Here is a 15534-nt window from a genome sequence, read left to right as displayed (position 1 = left end):
TCAATGCCTATAGGGCAGAATTTGTCCTTCATCCAATTGCACGGAGCCAATATGTCCCTGGATAAACTGACAGACCATTATGCCGGCATTATTGAGAATGTTGGTGAGAACCTCGAGCGCGATGGGCTGATAAGAACCCCTGAACGTGCCGCGCAGGCCATGCAGTTCCTGTGCCGCGGTTACAGCCAGTCTCTTGATGATGTCGTCAACGAGGCGATCTTTGACAGCGATGCCGACGACATGATTATCGTCAAGGATATCGAGCTCTACTCCCTGTGCGAACACCATATGCTGCCTTTTATCGGCAAGGCACATATTGCCTACCTGCCGCAGGGCAAGGTGATCGGCCTGTCCAAGATCGCCCGTATCGTCGATATGTATGCGCGTCGCTTGCAGATCCAGGAAAATATGACCATACAGATTGCCGACGCGATTGAGCAGGCGATTAATCCTGCAGGTGTGGCGGTAACTATTGAAGCTGAGCACCTGTGTATGAAGATGCGTGGTGTCGAGAAACAGAATTCTGTAATGAAGACCTCGGTGATGCTGGGAGCATTTCGCAAGTCGCAGGCGACTCGTATGGAATATCTCAACCTTATCAAGTAAGGGGGTGGGTCAGAGGCTTCCAGGTTTTGGTGCGTTATTGCAGTCGCTGCAATCCTTCCGTCGTTGCGTCACGCAATAGTTTTTCGGCAGCCGATTTCCCTGCTATTTCCAGCCTGGTCGCAACATCTTTGCTGTCGATTTCCTGCAGTGAATAACTCACAAGGCAGGCAAGGTGTTCCGGCTTGATATCGATGTGTCTCTCTCCGGACAGAAGCAGTCGGGTTAACTGGTGCAGGTCTGGCAGCACAGCATCGAGTGACAGGGCATGTGTACTGAATAGCTCAAGCCTGCTCCTGCTCTCTTTTGTAAGCGCATCCGAGGTGTGTGGAAATGCTCTTTGGATAATATTCGTTTCGAGATCACTTAAGCCTCCACGCAGCAGGTACGGAAGTGTTTCAAGGTAACGTTCCTGGCAGTTTTGCATCAGCATTTCACCATTACCTGAGAGTGGCGCGAGCATCAGCACTGAATGGCAACCGCTTGATGCATCCCGCGTGAGTCCGATGCGCACTGGTGTGAAACCTGTTGTGCGCCAGAAATCGAGTAGCTCAGCAGTTGCTCCGAACGAGGTGGCGAGCAGGTCTGTTGATTGACTGTAATCTGTAGCTGCTGTTTGCAGAAGTCGTCTGCCGATACCTTTGCGTTGCAGTCCGGGGGCGACAGCGATGCGCATGATGCGCAGATAGCTGGTCTCCAGTGCCTGGTCCACGCCAAGATGCTGTTGCAAAGTCTGCGGAACCAGCTGGTTTTTTGGTCTGCGCTTGCCGCTGCGAATTCCTTGAGCGAGTTGTTCGTCGATATTTCCCTCTTCAACACACACAAGAGCACCGACCAGTCGGTTGTTGATTGTAGCTCTCCACAAGCGTAGTTGTTTGCCATCAAGCAGGTGGCGCAAGTCGAAGGGGCGGGTGCGGTAATGTGCCGTGACCAGGAGGCCGAAGAAGGCACGCAGTGCAGCCTCATCTTTGAATAGTTCCTGCTGAGTGACACAGCTGATGACCAGGTCGGAAGAGTCGAGCATGTCTGTATCGAATGCTGTTTGGTCTGCATCGAACAGCAGCAGGTCATTGAGCAGTGCTTCCAGTGCATCCCCATCACGCCAGCGGATTGGTGCTTTCAGACTTGTTGTTTTCCACTGTGGGGTAAGTCTCTCGAGTACCTTGCTGAAGCGGATTTCAAAACCGCGACCGGAACCTTCGTAGCCGTGTACGGTTGTCGAGAAAAGGATGCGGTTTTGCTGTTTGAGCATCGCCTCGAGCAGTTGTGCCGGTATTGCTGCAGCCTCATCGACACATAAGAGGTCGCATGCCGGCTTGTCATGAACCAGTTTGTCCGGCGCAATGAAAGCCAGTCTTCGCCCGTCTGCATGGGTCAATGCCTGCTGCTGCATGGCAAAGCCGGGCAGATTGTCTGCCGCATGCCGGAACAAAGTTTCCACGGCTGCAAATGACGGTGCAGTAACCAGGATGTTGCGCTTGTCTTTTTCAAGCAGCTTGGCAGCAGCAATTCCAATGGCGGCACTTTTGCCGCGACCACGATCTGCCTTGATTACCAGTGGGCGCTTTGCATGACCCAGTGCCACACGCTCAATTGCCTCGATGGTATGCAACTGGTCGTCAGTTGCTGCGGTTGCTGTTACCGGTTTCAGGCTGATATTGACCTGCTTGTTCTCTTTTTGCTTATGACTGGTGGCAGCATCGGAGTTCAACAGCAGATGTACCAGGCGTTGAATGAACAGGCCTTGTGGTTTTTCATTATCGGTATAACCGTGGCGCCTGTAGTCAGGATCCTTGAAGTTGCTCCAGTCAGTCAGGGGCGGTGTCAGCAGAATCAGTGCACCGCCACCTCGAACAGTGCCGCAGACTGAACCTAGCGCATCTGCATCGAGCCCGCTGAAGCAGTCATAGATAATGCAATCAAACTCTTTCCCCAGAATCTGCCTGTAGTGACTGGTAGCAAGACCGTCAAGGCTGTTCGATAGCAGGAGCACCCTGTGCTGATCGAGATCATCCAGAATATTCCCGGCTTGCGCATGGCACCATGCCATGTCGCCGCTAACCAGGTGAAGTGTGCGGTCAGATCCAGCCATATTGAATAGCATAGAGCAGGGCAGTGACAGTGAATACAGCAATGATGGTGCCGATCAGCACGATTGATGATGCCTGCTCAATGAAGGCATCGTATTGCTGCGCAAGAATGAATACATTCAGCGCTGGCGGCAAGGCGGACATCAGAACACCGGTATAGAGCCAAATGGGAGGTATATCACCTATCCAGGTTAATAGTATGTAAACCAGCAGGGGATGCAGTATCAGCTTGATCAGCAGAGTCACCGGAATATCAATGCTGTTGAGGTGTGCCTTGCGCCCGGCGATGACGACGCCAAGAACAAACAGGGCGCATGGTGCTGCTGCGCCCTTGAGAAGGTTGAGGATATTCTCGATAAACTGCGGTGGCTCGAAGTTAATAGCCGACGCCAGTACACCGGCAATTGTTGCCATGATGAAAGGATGCAGTAGAACTTTTTTAGTGGCCTGCAGGAGCACTGCTCCGATGTGATGTTCACTCTGTTTTCCGAGTTCGACAAACAATGGTGTCAGGGTGAACAACAGGGCGTTATCGAAACAGAAGACCAGGGCAGTTGGTACCACGGCAGCCTCGCCGAATGCGGCGAGGGTCAGGCCCGGTCCCATATATCCGATGTTGGAATAGCTGCCTGCAACCGCCTGCATGGTGCTTTCGGTATTGTTATTGCGACTGAAATAGCGCCCAAACAGGTAAGCGAGCAAAAAAATAGCCAGGGTACTGCCGCTGGTGCCGATGATGAATCCGGGATTCGCCAGTTCCTCAAGTGGTGTTTTGCGGATGAGCTGGAAGAAGAGTGCAGGCAGCGCGATATAGATGATGAAAAAGCTCATCCACTTGAGCCCTTCCTCGCCGTAGGAGGTTGCCTTTGCCGATGCCCAGCCGAGGAGTATGAGTCCGAAGAAGGGCAGTGACAGCGACAGGACTTCCATCGATCAGACCGGGTTAAGCGTCAGGATCGTAGGCGAGATTAGGGGCAAGCCAGCGTTCCATGCTTTTCAATTCCATCTGTTTGCGTTCCGAATAATCTGCAACCTGATCATGATTGAGTTTACCAACGGCAAAATAACGTGCCTGTGGATGTGCAAAATAGAGACCGCTGACAGCTGCAGTGGGTACCATCGCCTTCGATTCAGTCAGCCAGATACCGGTATTGGCTTCTGCATCGAGAATCTCCCACAGGATATCTTTCTCTGTGTGGTCCGGTGAAGCAGGGTAACCGATTGCGGGGCGTATGCCCTGGTACCTCTCGGCAATCAGGTCATCATTACTAAGGGACTCATCTTTTGCGTATCCCCACAACTCGGTACGTACCTTGTGATGCAGCCACTCGGCAAGAGATTCTGCGAGGCGGTCAGCAAGTGCCTTGAGCATCAGCGAGCTATAGTCGTCGTGATCCTTGTCGAACTCCCTGACCTTTTCATCGATACCTATGCCGGCTGTGCAGGCGAAACCACCCAGATAATCCTGCTTTCCGGATGATTCGGGAGCGATGTAATCGGCGAGCGACTCATTGTAATGACCAGCCGGCTGCTTGCCCTGTTTACGCAGGAAGTGCAGTTGCTTGTGGCTGCCGTCAGGCAGTTCGAGGGTGATGTCGTCCCCATGGCTGTTGGCAGGGAAGAGTCCGACAACTGCTTTTGCCGAGAGCCACTCCTCATCAATAATCTGTTGCAGCATCTTCTGTGCATCGGCAAACAGCTTGCGTGCCTCTTCTCCTTTCTCGGCATCATCAAGGATTTTTGGATAACGCCCTTTGAGCTGCCACGCATGGAAGAAGAAGGTCCAGTCGATGGTATCGACCAGTTCACTGATTGGAATATCATCCAGTACAGTGATGCCCGTATTGTTTGGCTGGACAGGTGTATAACTCTCCCAGTCGATCGGGGTGGGATTCTGTTGTGCCTGCTTGAAAGGCAGCAGTTGTTGCTTGTTCTCCTTGCTGGCACGACGCTGGCGCACAGCTTCGTACTCATCTTTCGTATCGGCAAGAAAAGCAGCTTTTTGATCACTGGAAAGCAGTTGTGATGCAACACCGACAGCACGCGAAGCATCAGCTACATAAACAGCGCCATGTGCATATTTTGGTTCGATCTTGACAGCGGTGTGTGCCATCGAGGTGGTCGCTCCACCGATCATCAGGGGTATGTTGAAGCTCTGGCGTGTCATTTCATTGGCGACATGCACCATCTCGTCAAGCGACGGTGTAATCAGACCTGAAAGACCGATAATATCGACATTCTCATCACGGGCGGTTTGCAGGATGGTTTCTGCTGACACCATGACACCGAGATCGATGACTTCGTAGTTGTTACACTGCAGCACCACGCCGACGATGTTCTTGCCAATGTCATGGACATCACCCTTTACCGTCGCCATAAGAATTTTGCCCTTGGCTTGCGGGGCACAATCAGCCTTTTCCGCCTCGAGGAAAGGCTCCAGGTAAGCCACCGATTTTTTCATCACGCGTGCAGACTTGACCACCTGTGGCAGAAACATCTTGCCTGCGCCGAACAGGTCGCCGACAATATTCATGCCGTTCATCAACGGGCCCTCGATAACCAGCAGAGGCTTGCCCAGTTTGAGGCGTGCCGCCTCGGTATCTTCATCGATGAATTCTGTAATACCCTTGACCAGCGCATGCTCAAGGCGTTTCTCAACGTTCCATTCGCGCCACTCGGCGTGATCTGACTTCTCCTGCTCGTCACCGGAGTCGATGTAGTTTGGTGCAATCTCGACCAGCTTCTCACCGGCATCGGATGAGCGGTTGAGGACCACATCCTCGACAGCTTCACGCAATTCGGCAGGCAGTTCATCATAGACGGCAAGCTGGGCTGCATTGACGATGCCCATATCCATACCGGCCTTGATGGCATGGTAGAGGAAGACGGCATGAATCGCCTCGCGTACCGGGTTGTTACCGCGAAACGAGAAGGAGACATTGGAAACGCCACCAGAAACCAGTGTGTGCGCCAGGCGTTGCTTGATTTCGCGTGTTGCCTCGATGAAATCGACGCCGTAGTTATCATGCTCCTCGATGCCGGTTGCCACGGCAAAGATGTTGGGGTCAAAGATGATATCTTCAGGCGGAAAGCCGACTGTCTCTGTGAGCAGTTTGTAAGCTCGTTCGCAGATCTCAACCTTGCGTTCTTGTGTGTCGGCCTGGCCTTCCTCGTCAAATGCCATGACAATGATTGCAGCACCATAGCGGCGACACAGTTTTGCATGCTTTATAAAAGCGACCTCTCCTTCCTTCATGGAGATGGAATTCACAACTGCCTTGCCTTGCACACACTGTAGACCGGCCTCGATGATCTCCCACTTGGAAGAGTCGATCATCATGGGTACCTTGGCAATATCCGGTTCGGTTGCGCACAGGTTAAGGAAGCGGGTCATTGCTGCTATGCCATCGAGCATGCCCTCATCCATGTTGACATCGACGATTTGTGCGCCGTTCTCAACCTGGCTACGGCAGATGTCGAGCGCCTCGTCATACTCCTCGTTGAGGATGAGGCGCTTGAATTTTGCCGAGCCGGTAACATTGGCGCGTTCACCGACATTGACGAATAACGACTCTTTGCCGATGTTGAGTGGTTCGAGACCTGAGAGGCGGCACTCGACAGGAATTTCCGGCAGTTTACGCGGCGGCAGGCCGTTGACTGCATCTGCAATCGCCTTGATATGATCAGGACTGGATCCACAACAACCGCCAACGATGTTGACGAAACCGGATTGCGCCCACTCTGCAACCTGTTCGGCCATTGACTGAGGATCAAGGTCATACTCGCCAAATTCATTCGGCAGGCCGGCATTCGGATAGGCTGAGACCCAGGTCTCGCTAACACGTGACATCTCTTCGACATACTGGCGCAGCAGGTCCGGACCGAGCGCGCAATTGAGTCCTATCGACAGAGGATTTGCATGGCGCAGGCTGTTGTAGAAGGCTTCCGTGGTCTGGCCTGAGAGAGTTCTGCCGGATGCATCGGTGATGGTGCCGGAGATCATGACCGGCAACTCGATACCATCCTCTTCAAAAACCTGCTGGCAGGCAAAAATGGCTGCCTTGGCATTAAGGGTGTCAAAAATGGTCTCGATCAGTATCAGGTCGACGCCGCCCGAAATTAGTCCACGCACTGCCTCGACATAGACATCAACCAGCTCTTTGAAGGTGACGTTGCGAAACCCCGGGTCGTTGACATCTGGTGAAATCGACAGGGTGCGGCTGGTCGGACCGAGTCCGCCGGCGACAAAGCGTGGCTTGTCATCGGTAGAGTATTTGTCCGCTGCCTCACGAGCCAGCTTTGCCGATTCGAGATTGATCTCGTAGGCCAGCTCTTCCATCTGGTAGTCGGCCATCGAGGTGCGCGTGGCATTGAAACTGTTGGTTTCGATGATATCGGCGCCTACCTCGAGATAGGCTTCGTGGATGTCACGGATGATGTGCGGCTGGGTCAGTACGAGCAGGTCGTTATTGCCCTTGAGGTCTGAGTGCCAGTCGGCAAAACGCTCGCCGCGAAAATCGGCTTCTTCCAGCTTGTGGCGCTGGATCATGGTGCCCATGGCACCATCCAGAATCAGGATGCGTTGCGAAAGGGCTTCTTTGATAAGAGTGGTTTTGTCTGACATCTGACTAGCAATCGGGAAAATAGCCGGCAATTATAGCTGATTTAACTGTTATTGATGCTGATTCCTGCCTGGCAGGCAGGAAATTAGCCAATATAGGGATTGCGGTTGCCCTGAATCGACTCGATCAGGCGATTGCGTCGTTTTTCTTCGCTGTCCGGCGGATCTTCCCGGTGCCACTTCTCCATCAGTTTGCGCTGGCTTTTGAAGAGTTTAAGTTCCTTGTAGTTGTCAGCCATGTAGAGCATGGCACGCGCGATATTACCGCGCACTTCAGGGCGGGGTTCAGCCTTGTAGCTGCGTTTGTCGACCTCGAAATCGCAACCTTTGCGCACCCGCTTTTCACCCTTGATGATGACAAAGGACATGGCGCCACGGAGATCGTTAATCTCTGCGAGTGCCGGATAGAGGTTATGCAAGTCGGCTTCAATACGATTGAACCTGTCGCTGCTGTTTCGGCACTGGTTACGTGTGCCGCATTTTAGCGACTTGGTGACCCAGCTCATCGGGAAGACGTGCTCAATATTAATGTTCCGGCCGTGTCGTTTTCCGAACGATTGTTCGCAGTAAAGCGTGTTGCCTCCATTGCTATAGACTTGGCCCCAGAATACCGGTCGGATGTCATGATAGGTAAGACTCTGACTGTTGCTGTTTTCAGGTATAGCCTGTTCAAGTTCAGTGAGAACCTGTTCCAGTTCACTGCAGCCATTGAGTGTCAGGAGAAGGAGTGATGCGTAGAGAATTTTTTTCATGATGATGCCGGGTTTTCGTGGCGAGCTGCCAGTTTGACGTAATGGGCTGCTGAGCGTTTCAGCCAGCTAAGCTCCTGTTCAGTCAGTGGGCGGATCTTTTTGACCGGACTGCCCATGTAGAGATGCTTGCTTTCGAGTCGCTTTTTTTCGGGAACCAGGCTGCCTGCGCCGACGATGACATTATCCTCGACAACAGTGTTGTCCATGATGATGGCGCCCATACCGATGAGGCAGTGATTGCCAATCGTGCAGGCGTGTAGCATTACCTTGTGGCCAACAGTGACCTCGTCGCCAATAGCGAGAGCGGCACCAGGATTATCCTCGCGTTTCGAGGTGACGTGCAGTACGCTGCCATCCTGGATATTGGTCCGTTCACCAATGCTGATTGAATTGACATCACCACGTATGACACATAGTGGCCAGACATTTGACTGGCTGCCGATAGTGACATCACCGATGATGACGGCACTGGGATGAATCCAGCAGTCAGCCTGTATGTCAGGATTCTCTCCCTCAAATGGTTCAATCATGCGCTGAATCCTGGCCAGTCCGTGTTAGAATCGTTCCATTGTACCCATGAATGATTGATCTTCCAGTGACAGAACTAAAAAATGACCGCTTCCTGAGAGCGCTGCTGCGCGAACCTGTTGATATGACCCCCGTTTGGATGATGCGCCAGGCAGGTCGCTATCTTCCGGAATACCGTAAAACGCGCGCTAAGGCAGGTGACTTTCTGTCGCTGTGCAAGAATCCGGAACTTGCTTGCGAAGTGACAATTCAGCCCCTCGAACGCTTTCCGCTGGATGCAGCGATTCTCTTTTCCGACATTTTGACGATCCCCGATGCCATGGGCATGGGACTCTACTTTGGTGAAGGTGAGGGACCGCTGTTCGAACGCCCGGTGCGCACTAAGGCTGAGGTTGAAGCGCTGCCGATTCCCGATCCGGAAGATGAGCTCGACTACGTTATGAACGCAGTGCGGGTGATCCGGCGTGAACTCGATGGCCGTGTACCGCTGATTGGCTTCTCCGGCAGTCCATGGACGCTGGCAACCTACATGGTTGAGGGTGGCAGTACCAAGAATTTCGCGCTCTCAAAGGGCATGATGTTTGAGCAGCCTGAAACCATGCATCTGTTGCTCGACAAGTTGGCACAATCGGTAACCAGTTACCTGAATGGCCAGATTGCCGCGGGAGCACAGGCAGTTATGCTGTTCGATACCTGGGGCGGTGTACTGACTCCGCGTGACTATCGTGAGTTCTCTCTCAACTACATGACGCAGATTATCGACGGTCTCCAGCGTGAGAATGATGGACGTAAAGTGCCTGTCATTATGTTCACCAAGGGCGGTGCCCTGTGGCTGGAGGATATGGCTGCATCAGGCGCTGATGCCCTGGGTCTCGACTGGACAATTGATATCAATGATGCGCGCGAGCGTGTTGGCGATAAGGTCGCCCTGCAGGGCAATCTCGATCCATGCGTACTCTACTCCTCACCTGAGCGAATTCGCGCAGAAGTTGCGACTGTTCTGAAGAGCTATGGCAAGGGAAGCGGGCATGTCTTCAACCTGGGACATGGCATTCACCCGACGATTCCACCCGAGCACGCTGCTGCACTGGTAGAGGCCGTACATTCACTAAGCAAGCAGTATCATACTGAGTGATTGCATCAACACGCGGCGGACTGGATCTGCTGAGGAGTAACTGGAAACAGGTCAGCGCCATGCTGTTCCTGGGTTTCTCCTCCGGTCTGCCGCTGTTACTGATTTTCTCCACCCTCTCATTGTGGCTGCGTGAGGCCGGTGTCGAACGTGGTGCCGTCACCTATTTCAGCTGGGCGGCACTGGGTTACTCCTTCAAATTCGTGTGGGCACCGCTGGTCGATAAGCTGCCGATTCCGGCGCTGACAAAGCTGCTCGGACAAAGGCGCAGTTGGCTGCTGCTGGCTCAGTTCTCCGTAATAACTGCCATCATCCTGATGGCGAGCAGTGACCCTGCGACCCAATCCGGCCTCTCGGTGATGGCTTTTGCCGCAGTGTTGCTCGGTTTTTCATCGGCATCCCAGGATATTGTTATCGATGCCTATCGTATCGAGGCGGTGGAAAAGGATGTGCAAGCGCTGATGGCTTCGACCTATGTCGCGGGATATCGTATCGGCATGCTGGTTGCCGGTGCAGTGGCGCTATATATAGCAGCAGGATTGGGTACCACCAAGGAGGTTTACATCTACTCCGCGTGGAAATGGACCTACCTGTCGATGGCAGCTTTTATGGGTATCGGGGTGCTGACGACGCTGCTGGTTCGCGAGCCCGTAGCACGCGGTGAATCCTCCTATTTTCATCATGTCAGCGATTACCTGCGTTTCGTGTTGCTGTTTATTATTTTTGTAGGCACCTTTATCGGCAGTTTTCTGCTGCTGAGTGACCTGGTAGTCGGGCTCAAGGCAGCGCTGGCTGGTGCCGAGGGTCAACACAAGGCACTGGCAGGCTTTGCAGGCGAGACCTTGCGACTGGCTGTTTCTCTTGGTGCGGCGCTGGGCGCTGCCTGGCTGGTTGTTGTTATTGGTGTTGCACGCCGTGAAATGGTGCGGGATACCTATATCGCACCGGTTGCCGACTTTTTTCATCGCTATGGCAAGGCTGCGCTGCTGATCCTCTTGCTGGTCGGTTTTTACCGTGTTTCCGATATCGTGCTTGGTGTTATATCCAACGTCTTCTACCAGGATATGGGTTTTTCCAAGCAGCAGATCGCCACCGTGACCAAGGTGTTCGGTATCTGGATGACGATACTTGGCGGGTTCCTCGGCGGCTTTCTGACACTTAAATTCGGCGTCATGCGCATGCTGATGCTTGGTGCCGTCCTCACGGTTGTGACCAACCTGTTGTTTATCCTGTTGGCACAGGCGCCCGGTAATTTGCCACTGCTTTATGTTGTCATCGGTGCGGACAATCTGACTGCCGGATTGGCAAGTGCCGCTTTCATCGCTTACCTGTCGAGTCTCACAAGTCTCTCTTTTACTGCCATTCAGTATGCGATATTCAGTTCACTGATGACCCTGTTTCCGAAACTGCTGGGTGGATACTCGGGGCAGATTGTTGATGCTATCGGCTATCAGCAATTCTTCCTTGGCGCCTCCCTGATTGGTGTGCCGGTATTCCTCCTTGTGTGGCTCGCCAACCGTCATACAGAGGTAGAGCAGGCGAATGAATGAGGCAATCTCACTGATTGGAGCATTTAGTGCCGGGCTTCTCGGTGGCGTGCACTGTGTCGGTATGTGTGGCGGTATTGTTGGCGCCCTGAGTATAGCGTCACCAGGCGCCAGACCCGCGGCCAGGCTGCCAATGCTGTTCAGTTACAACAGTGGGCGCCTGCTCTCCTACGGAGTTGCCGGGGGGCTGTTCGGTGCCCTCGGGCAACTTTCATTGCCGCTACAGCAGGTGCAGTTGATGCAGTCTGTTCTCGCAGTCGTTGCCGGCATAATGATGCTACTGCTGGGGCTCTATATTGGCGGCTGGAGCAGGGTGTTGCGTCATGTCGAGATAGTTGGCGGATACTTCTGGCGGCTGATCGAACCACTTGGCAGGGGTCTGCTTCCGGTACGTAATCCGTTGCAGGGTTTGCTGCTGGGGATGTTGTGGGGCTGGCTTCCGTGCGGACTTGTCTACAGCATGTTGATCTGGGCGCTGGCCAGCGGCAGTGCGATCAATGGCGCCTTGCTGCTTCTCGCTTTTGGGGTGGGGACTCTACCCAACCTGCTGGCAACCGGCTTGTTCGCCAATCGCTTTGTCAGCTTTGTACAACAGCCGCGTATGCGCACAGTTGCAGGTTTGATGTTGATTGCTTTCGGGGTTTATACCCTGAGCAGGGCCGTTTTTTAGGCCCTGCCCGGGTGATTCAGAGAACCAGGGAGATCGGCTGGCAGTTACTCCGTATAGAATTCCTGGGTAAAAGTGGCGGGTGAATAATTCCTCTCGCCTTCAGGTTTTACGTCGATATGAAAATTGAGGCGGTCGCCGTTACGCACCAGGAAGTCACCGATGTAGTAGATGGCGCTGCCTTCCTCGACCATGTTCAAAACAAGTTTCCTCTGCTGGCCGTAGAGGTTGGTTGTATACGCCTTGACCTCGGCCGGAACTGCCTCATCCAGTGCGTCCTGTTTCTTTCTCATCACAGAGACATTCAGCATGGCGCGATTGCGGCTGCGGATAATACCGTAGTGACGCGCGATTTCAGGCGTCAGTATGTCTGTGGTAATAGCGTTGTGGTGTATTACGTAACCTTTGATTTCTGTGCTGTTTTCAGCAGAAACCAGCGGTGCTACCAGCAGAATCAGTGCCGCGCTCAGCATGATGATGGCGTTCTTCATGTTTCTCTCCATAAGGGTCTGTTTATTTTTTTGACATGCACGACCATTATAGACCGAAATTACCTATATTTTCCTGCAGTAATTCACGCAGGCCATTCATCGACAGATACTGCTATAATAATAGGATTAGTATTCTCCCCGGAGCGAGATTGATGAGCACAAACCTGTTAACCGATACCGACCTGAGCCTGACTGAAACAGCACAGGGCAAGATGGCTGAACTTTTTACCCAGATCGAAGATGATGTTCAGGGCGTTCGCGTCTATGCAACACCTGGCGGCTGTAGCGGCATCAGCTTTGGCATGAGCTTTACTGACCAGTTGAATTCAAACGACATGGTTTTGGCGTGTAACACATTCAAGGTGATTGTCGATGATGGCACCATGGAGTATCTGAAAGGCGTTGAAATCGATTTTGTCGATCGTGGCAACGGCGATGCCAGCTTTGTCTTCAATAACCTGAAGCCGGTTGACGGCGCTGGTTGTGGAACCTGTGGTTCTGCTGGTGGCGGCTGTTCCTGATTCGGAGTCAGTCTAAAGAATAAAAAAACCGCGTCTTTATGACGCGGTTTTTTTATGTACAGGACGTAGTGAATGCCGCGGTGACATGGATGTCATGGAGCGGCGTTGCTTCAAATCTTAAGTTCAGCTGGTTGTGCAGGTCATATCCTGTCCACAGCAGAGAGGGGATTTGATCATGCCGTGGCCATTGGGGCACTTGGATACTTGCACTTCACTGCCGTCTTCAAGTTTGAGCGTGTCGTTAACGAGGGGTGCATCGCATTTTGCACAGGTTGCATTGACTGCCATGCCGCATTGTGAACATTCATAGGTTGCCATAACTCATCCTCTGGTTGTCTGTTACTGTTTTGTATTACTGTCAGTCAAAGTATGAACTGCCAGCGGCTAACTTCAAGGTGTAAAAACAGGGGTTTTTAACTACCTGTATCTGACTCAAGTGGCGGAATGGTCTTGCCGGGGTTGAGAATATTGGCCGGATCGAACTGCTTCTTGATGTCATGCATCAGGCGCAGTGCGACCGGGTCGATCTCCCTATCGATGAAGTCACGCTTTTCGAGCCCCACGCCGTGTTCTCCGGATAATGTACCATCGAGAGACAGCACCAGGTCGAATACAGCATCCAGGCATTTGTGGGCGCGCTTCATCTCCTCTTCATCGTCCGGGTTAACCAGCAGGTTGACGTGAATGTTGCCATTGCCAGCGTGGCCGAAGTTCACGATCATGATGTCATGTTTAGCAGAGAGCTTTTCCAGTCCAGCGATGAGTTGAGGAATCGATGAGACTGGAACAACCACATCTTCATTAATCTTCTTTGGTGCAATTGTGCGCAGAGCGGGGGAGAGCGCCTTGCGTGTCTTCCACAGTTTTTGCACTTCCTCGTCGGTTTGGGCGATATCGACAGAGAGGCAGTTGCCGCATTTTGCAGCAGTTGCGACTGCTTCGGCAGCCTCGGCAATACTCTTCTCAGTTCCGTCGACTTCGATCATCAGGAGTGCGCCGACACTCTCGTCCAATCCGAGGTCAGCATGCTCGCGCACCATTTTTATAGCGGTACCATCCATGAATTCGAGTGCACAGGGGATGACCGGTTGAGCCATGATGGCGGCAACTGCCTGGGCTGCTGACTCTATATCTCGATAGGTTGCCTGCATGGTGCATTTTGCTTCGGGAAGCGGGGTCAGCTTGAGTGTCGCCTCGGTGATGATTGCCAGCGTACCTTCACTGCCAATCAGCAAGCGTGTCAGGTCGTAGCCCACCACGCCCTTGGTGGTGTTGCATCCGGTTGCAAATACCTCCCCGCTTCCGGATACCGCCTTGAGCCCGAGGCTGTTCTCCCTTGGTGTACCGTACTTGACCGCACGTGGGCCAGCAGAGTTATATGCAAGGTTGCCACCGATGGTGCATACGGCTGCGCTGGTGGGGTCGGGTGGCCAGAAAAAACCGAGGGGTTTCAGTGCTGCCTGAAGTTCGCCGTTGGTCACCCCGGGTTCGACACGAGCAAGGCGATTGGCGGTGTCGATCTCGATGATACGGTTCATGCGTTCGAAGCTGAGGACCAGGGCGTGATCGAGGGGGACGGTAGCGCCGGTGGTGCCTGTGCCTTTGCCGCGAGCCGTGATCGAAACCCCGCTTTCATGACAGAGCCTGACAATCTCCTCGATCTGAGCCGCGTTTTGAACATGTACAACAGCACCCGGTTGAGCCTGGCGCCTGCTGTTGTCATATCCGTAAGCCCAGGTTTGCCCGGCTTCGCTAAGAACATTGTCAGCGCCAGCGATTTTGCACAGGCGCTCGAGAAAATCCGGAGACAAGGGTGAATTACCTGTCGATGTATTCAAAAATATCGATCACCTTTTTGACTCCGCTGATGCCACGTACCCTGTCGGTAACGGCTGCGGCTTCTCTCCTGGTGACGAGACCCATTAGGTAGACACGGTCGAGGAAGGTACTGACATTAACGCGCGTGATGTCGAAGCCTTCGATATCCATGCCAGTGAGTGAGAGTTTGACCTTGGTGGTCATGTAGGCATCCGAGGTGCGGTCACCAAAGCTTGCATGTGCGCCTTGCTCAACTTCGTTGAAAACGGCACGTACATTCGGAATCGCGGCGACCAGCTTTGCATAGCGGCGGGCCGCTTCCATGTTGGAGGCCTGGCCGATCAGCAGCAGTCGCCTGTTATGACTGATGGGTGAGATCTGTGCGACTTCATCAATTTCCGGATGGTCGTTCATGATGCCTATGGCTTCAAGTTCAATCTGGGAGTCGTCCATTACCGCACCTGTTGTGCGCCTGTCATGAATTGTTGCAGCTCCGCCGACAGCCCCCGTAACGGCCACAGTTGTACAGCCAGTTAATATGGTGGCTGAGAGTAGAGCGGCAAGAATCATTTTGTATGTCATGTAGGTATCCAAGGTTAATAATCCTGTTTTTATCCATTATATGTCTGTGACTGGGTTAGACAATATAAAAGGCGTTTTTTATCCCGTGAATTCAATTTCCAAGTGCAACTCAACAGAGTTGGTTAGAGGGCAAGCTGCGGTAGCATAGGTAGCTTCTCTCACCGACCAAAGTTAGAGGAGCA

14 protein-coding genes are annotated in these 15534 nt (G+C 53.1%); 5 read left to right on the top strand and 9 right to left on the bottom strand.

Features of this window, described 5'->3' with window-relative positions; all coding sequences use genetic code 11:
• The first annotated feature begins 51 nt into the window (after window positions 1-51).
• Window positions 52-606 carry a GTP cyclohydrolase I FolE gene (gene folE, locus BOW06_RS11420; protein WP_078452612.1) on the top strand — a complete coding sequence of 185 codons (555 nt, stop codon included), beginning with the start codon at window positions 52-54 and terminating at the stop codon, window positions 604-606.
• Window positions 607-640: 34 nt separating this feature from the next.
• Here folE and BOW06_RS11415 read toward each other — a convergent pair whose 3' ends face one another.
• From BOW06_RS11415 to BOW06_RS11395, 5 genes are all read right to left on the bottom strand, one after another.
• A complete protein-coding gene (locus BOW06_RS11415) occupies window positions 641-2695 on the bottom strand; it encodes a tRNA(Met) cytidine acetyltransferase TmcA (RefSeq protein ID WP_052132022.1) in 2055 nt (684 codons plus the stop codon).
• Window positions 2682-3623, bottom strand: a complete 942-nt coding sequence (locus BOW06_RS11410; protein WP_043116025.1) for an AEC family transporter — start codon at window positions 3621-3623, stop codon at window positions 2682-2684. Before BOW06_RS11410 ends, BOW06_RS11415 begins: the two co-directional genes overlap by 14 nt.
• 13 nt (window positions 3624-3636) lie before the next feature.
• Window positions 3637-7317: a methionine synthase gene (gene metH, locus BOW06_RS11405; RefSeq protein WP_078454769.1), complete on the bottom strand. Its 3681-nt coding sequence runs from the start codon at window positions 7315-7317 to the stop codon at window positions 3637-3639.
• An 83-nt stretch (window positions 7318-7400) separates the two neighbouring features.
• On the bottom strand, window positions 7401-8066 hold the full coding sequence (locus BOW06_RS11400) for an endonuclease I family protein (protein WP_052132021.1): 666 nt from the start codon (window positions 8064-8066) through the stop codon (window positions 7401-7403).
• Window positions 8063-8596 carry a gamma carbonic anhydrase family protein gene (locus tag BOW06_RS11395; protein WP_043116022.1) on the bottom strand — a complete coding sequence of 178 codons (534 nt, stop codon included), beginning with the start codon at window positions 8594-8596 and terminating at the stop codon, window positions 8063-8065. Before BOW06_RS11395 ends, BOW06_RS11400 begins: the two co-directional genes overlap by 4 nt.
• 65 nt (window positions 8597-8661) lie before the next feature.
• Between BOW06_RS11395 and hemE the strand changes: the two genes are divergently transcribed.
• From hemE to BOW06_RS11380, 3 genes are read left to right on the top strand one after another with little or no spacing between them, the layout of a single operon-like run.
• A complete protein-coding gene (gene hemE / locus BOW06_RS11390) occupies window positions 8662-9729 on the top strand; it encodes a uroporphyrinogen decarboxylase (protein WP_078452625.1) in 1068 nt (355 codons plus the stop codon).
• Window positions 9726-11276: an AmpG family muropeptide MFS transporter gene (locus BOW06_RS11385; RefSeq protein WP_078454770.1), complete on the top strand. Its 1551-nt coding sequence runs from the start codon at window positions 9726-9728 to the stop codon at window positions 11274-11276. The genes hemE and BOW06_RS11385 overlap by 4 nt, the downstream gene beginning before the upstream one ends.
• On the top strand, window positions 11269-11943 hold the full coding sequence (locus BOW06_RS11380; RefSeq protein WP_043116021.1) for a sulfite exporter TauE/SafE family protein: 675 nt from the start codon (window positions 11269-11271) through the stop codon (window positions 11941-11943). Before BOW06_RS11385 ends, BOW06_RS11380 begins: the two co-directional genes overlap by 8 nt.
• Before the next feature lie 44 nt (window positions 11944-11987).
• Here BOW06_RS11380 and BOW06_RS11375 read toward each other — a convergent pair whose 3' ends face one another.
• Complete coding sequence (locus tag BOW06_RS11375) at window positions 11988-12431, bottom strand: DUF4426 domain-containing protein (protein WP_179115171.1); 444 nt, start codon at window positions 12429-12431, stop codon at window positions 11988-11990.
• 152 nt (window positions 12432-12583) lie between these two features.
• On the opposite strand from BOW06_RS11375, the gene BOW06_RS11370 reads away from it, so the two are divergent.
• Window positions 12584-12952: a HesB/IscA family protein gene (locus tag BOW06_RS11370; RefSeq protein ID WP_043116018.1), complete on the top strand. Its 369-nt coding sequence runs from the start codon at window positions 12584-12586 to the stop codon at window positions 12950-12952.
• Between the two features lie 123 nt (window positions 12953-13075).
• On the opposite strand, the gene BOW06_RS11365 is transcribed toward BOW06_RS11370, so the two are convergent.
• From BOW06_RS11365 to BOW06_RS11355, 3 genes are all read right to left on the bottom strand, one after another.
• On the bottom strand, window positions 13076-13270 hold the full coding sequence (locus BOW06_RS11365) for a hypothetical protein (RefSeq protein WP_043116016.1): 195 nt from the start codon (window positions 13268-13270) through the stop codon (window positions 13076-13078).
• A 95-nt stretch (window positions 13271-13365) separates the two neighbouring features.
• Window positions 13366-14790 (bottom strand): FAD-binding oxidoreductase, encoded by a 1425-nt coding sequence (locus BOW06_RS11360; protein ID WP_078452608.1) that lies wholly within the window; start codon window positions 14788-14790, stop codon window positions 13366-13368.
• A complete protein-coding gene (locus BOW06_RS11355; protein ID WP_043116697.1) occupies window positions 14771-15352 on the bottom strand; it encodes a BON domain-containing protein in 582 nt (193 codons plus the stop codon). The genes BOW06_RS11360 and BOW06_RS11355 overlap by 20 nt, the downstream gene beginning before the upstream one ends.
• Between the last annotated feature and the right edge of the window lie 182 nt (window positions 15353-15534).

The sequence above is a fragment of the Solemya velum gill symbiont genome, from assembly GCF_002020255.1.
In the GTDB taxonomy this organism is placed as follows: Bacteria; Pseudomonadota; Gammaproteobacteria; order Chromatiales; family Chromatiaceae.
The sequence above is the reverse complement of the archived record's forward strand: the minus strand, read 5'-3'. Positions and strand labels throughout refer to the sequence as shown.

Coding starts and splice junctions, on each gene's coding strand:
- folE (WP_078452612.1), top strand. CDS start 52: ATGTCCCTGGATAAACTGACAGACCATTATGCCGGCATTATTGAGAAT.
- BOW06_RS11415 (WP_052132022.1), bottom strand. CDS start 2,695: ATGGCTGGATCTGACCGCACACTTCACCTGGTTAGCGGCGACATGGCA.
- BOW06_RS11410 (WP_043116025.1), bottom strand. CDS start 3,623: ATGGAAGTCCTGTCGCTGTCACTGCCCTTCTTCGGACTCATACTCCTC.
- metH (WP_078454769.1), bottom strand. CDS start 7,317: ATGTCAGACAAAACCACTCTTATCAAAGAAGCCCTTTCGCAACGCATC.
- BOW06_RS11400 (WP_052132021.1), bottom strand. CDS start 8,066: ATGAAAAAAATTCTCTACGCATCACTCCTTCTCCTGACACTCAATGGC.
- BOW06_RS11395 (WP_043116022.1), bottom strand. CDS start 8,596: ATGATTGAACCATTTGAGGGAGAGAATCCTGACATACAGGCTGACTGC.
- BOW06_RS11380 (WP_043116021.1), top strand. CDS start 11,269: ATGAATGAGGCAATCTCACTGATTGGAGCATTTAGTGCCGGGCTTCTC.
- BOW06_RS11375 (WP_179115171.1), bottom strand. CDS start 12,431: ATGAAGAACGCCATCATCATGCTGAGCGCGGCACTGATTCTGCTGGTA.
- BOW06_RS11370 (WP_043116018.1), top strand. CDS start 12,584: ATGAGCACAAACCTGTTAACCGATACCGACCTGAGCCTGACTGAAACA.
- BOW06_RS11365 (WP_043116016.1), bottom strand. CDS start 13,270: ATGGCAACCTATGAATGTTCACAATGCGGCATGGCAGTCAATGCAACC.
- BOW06_RS11355 (WP_043116697.1), bottom strand. CDS start 15,352: ATGACATACAAAATGATTCTTGCCGCTCTACTCTCAGCCACCATATTA.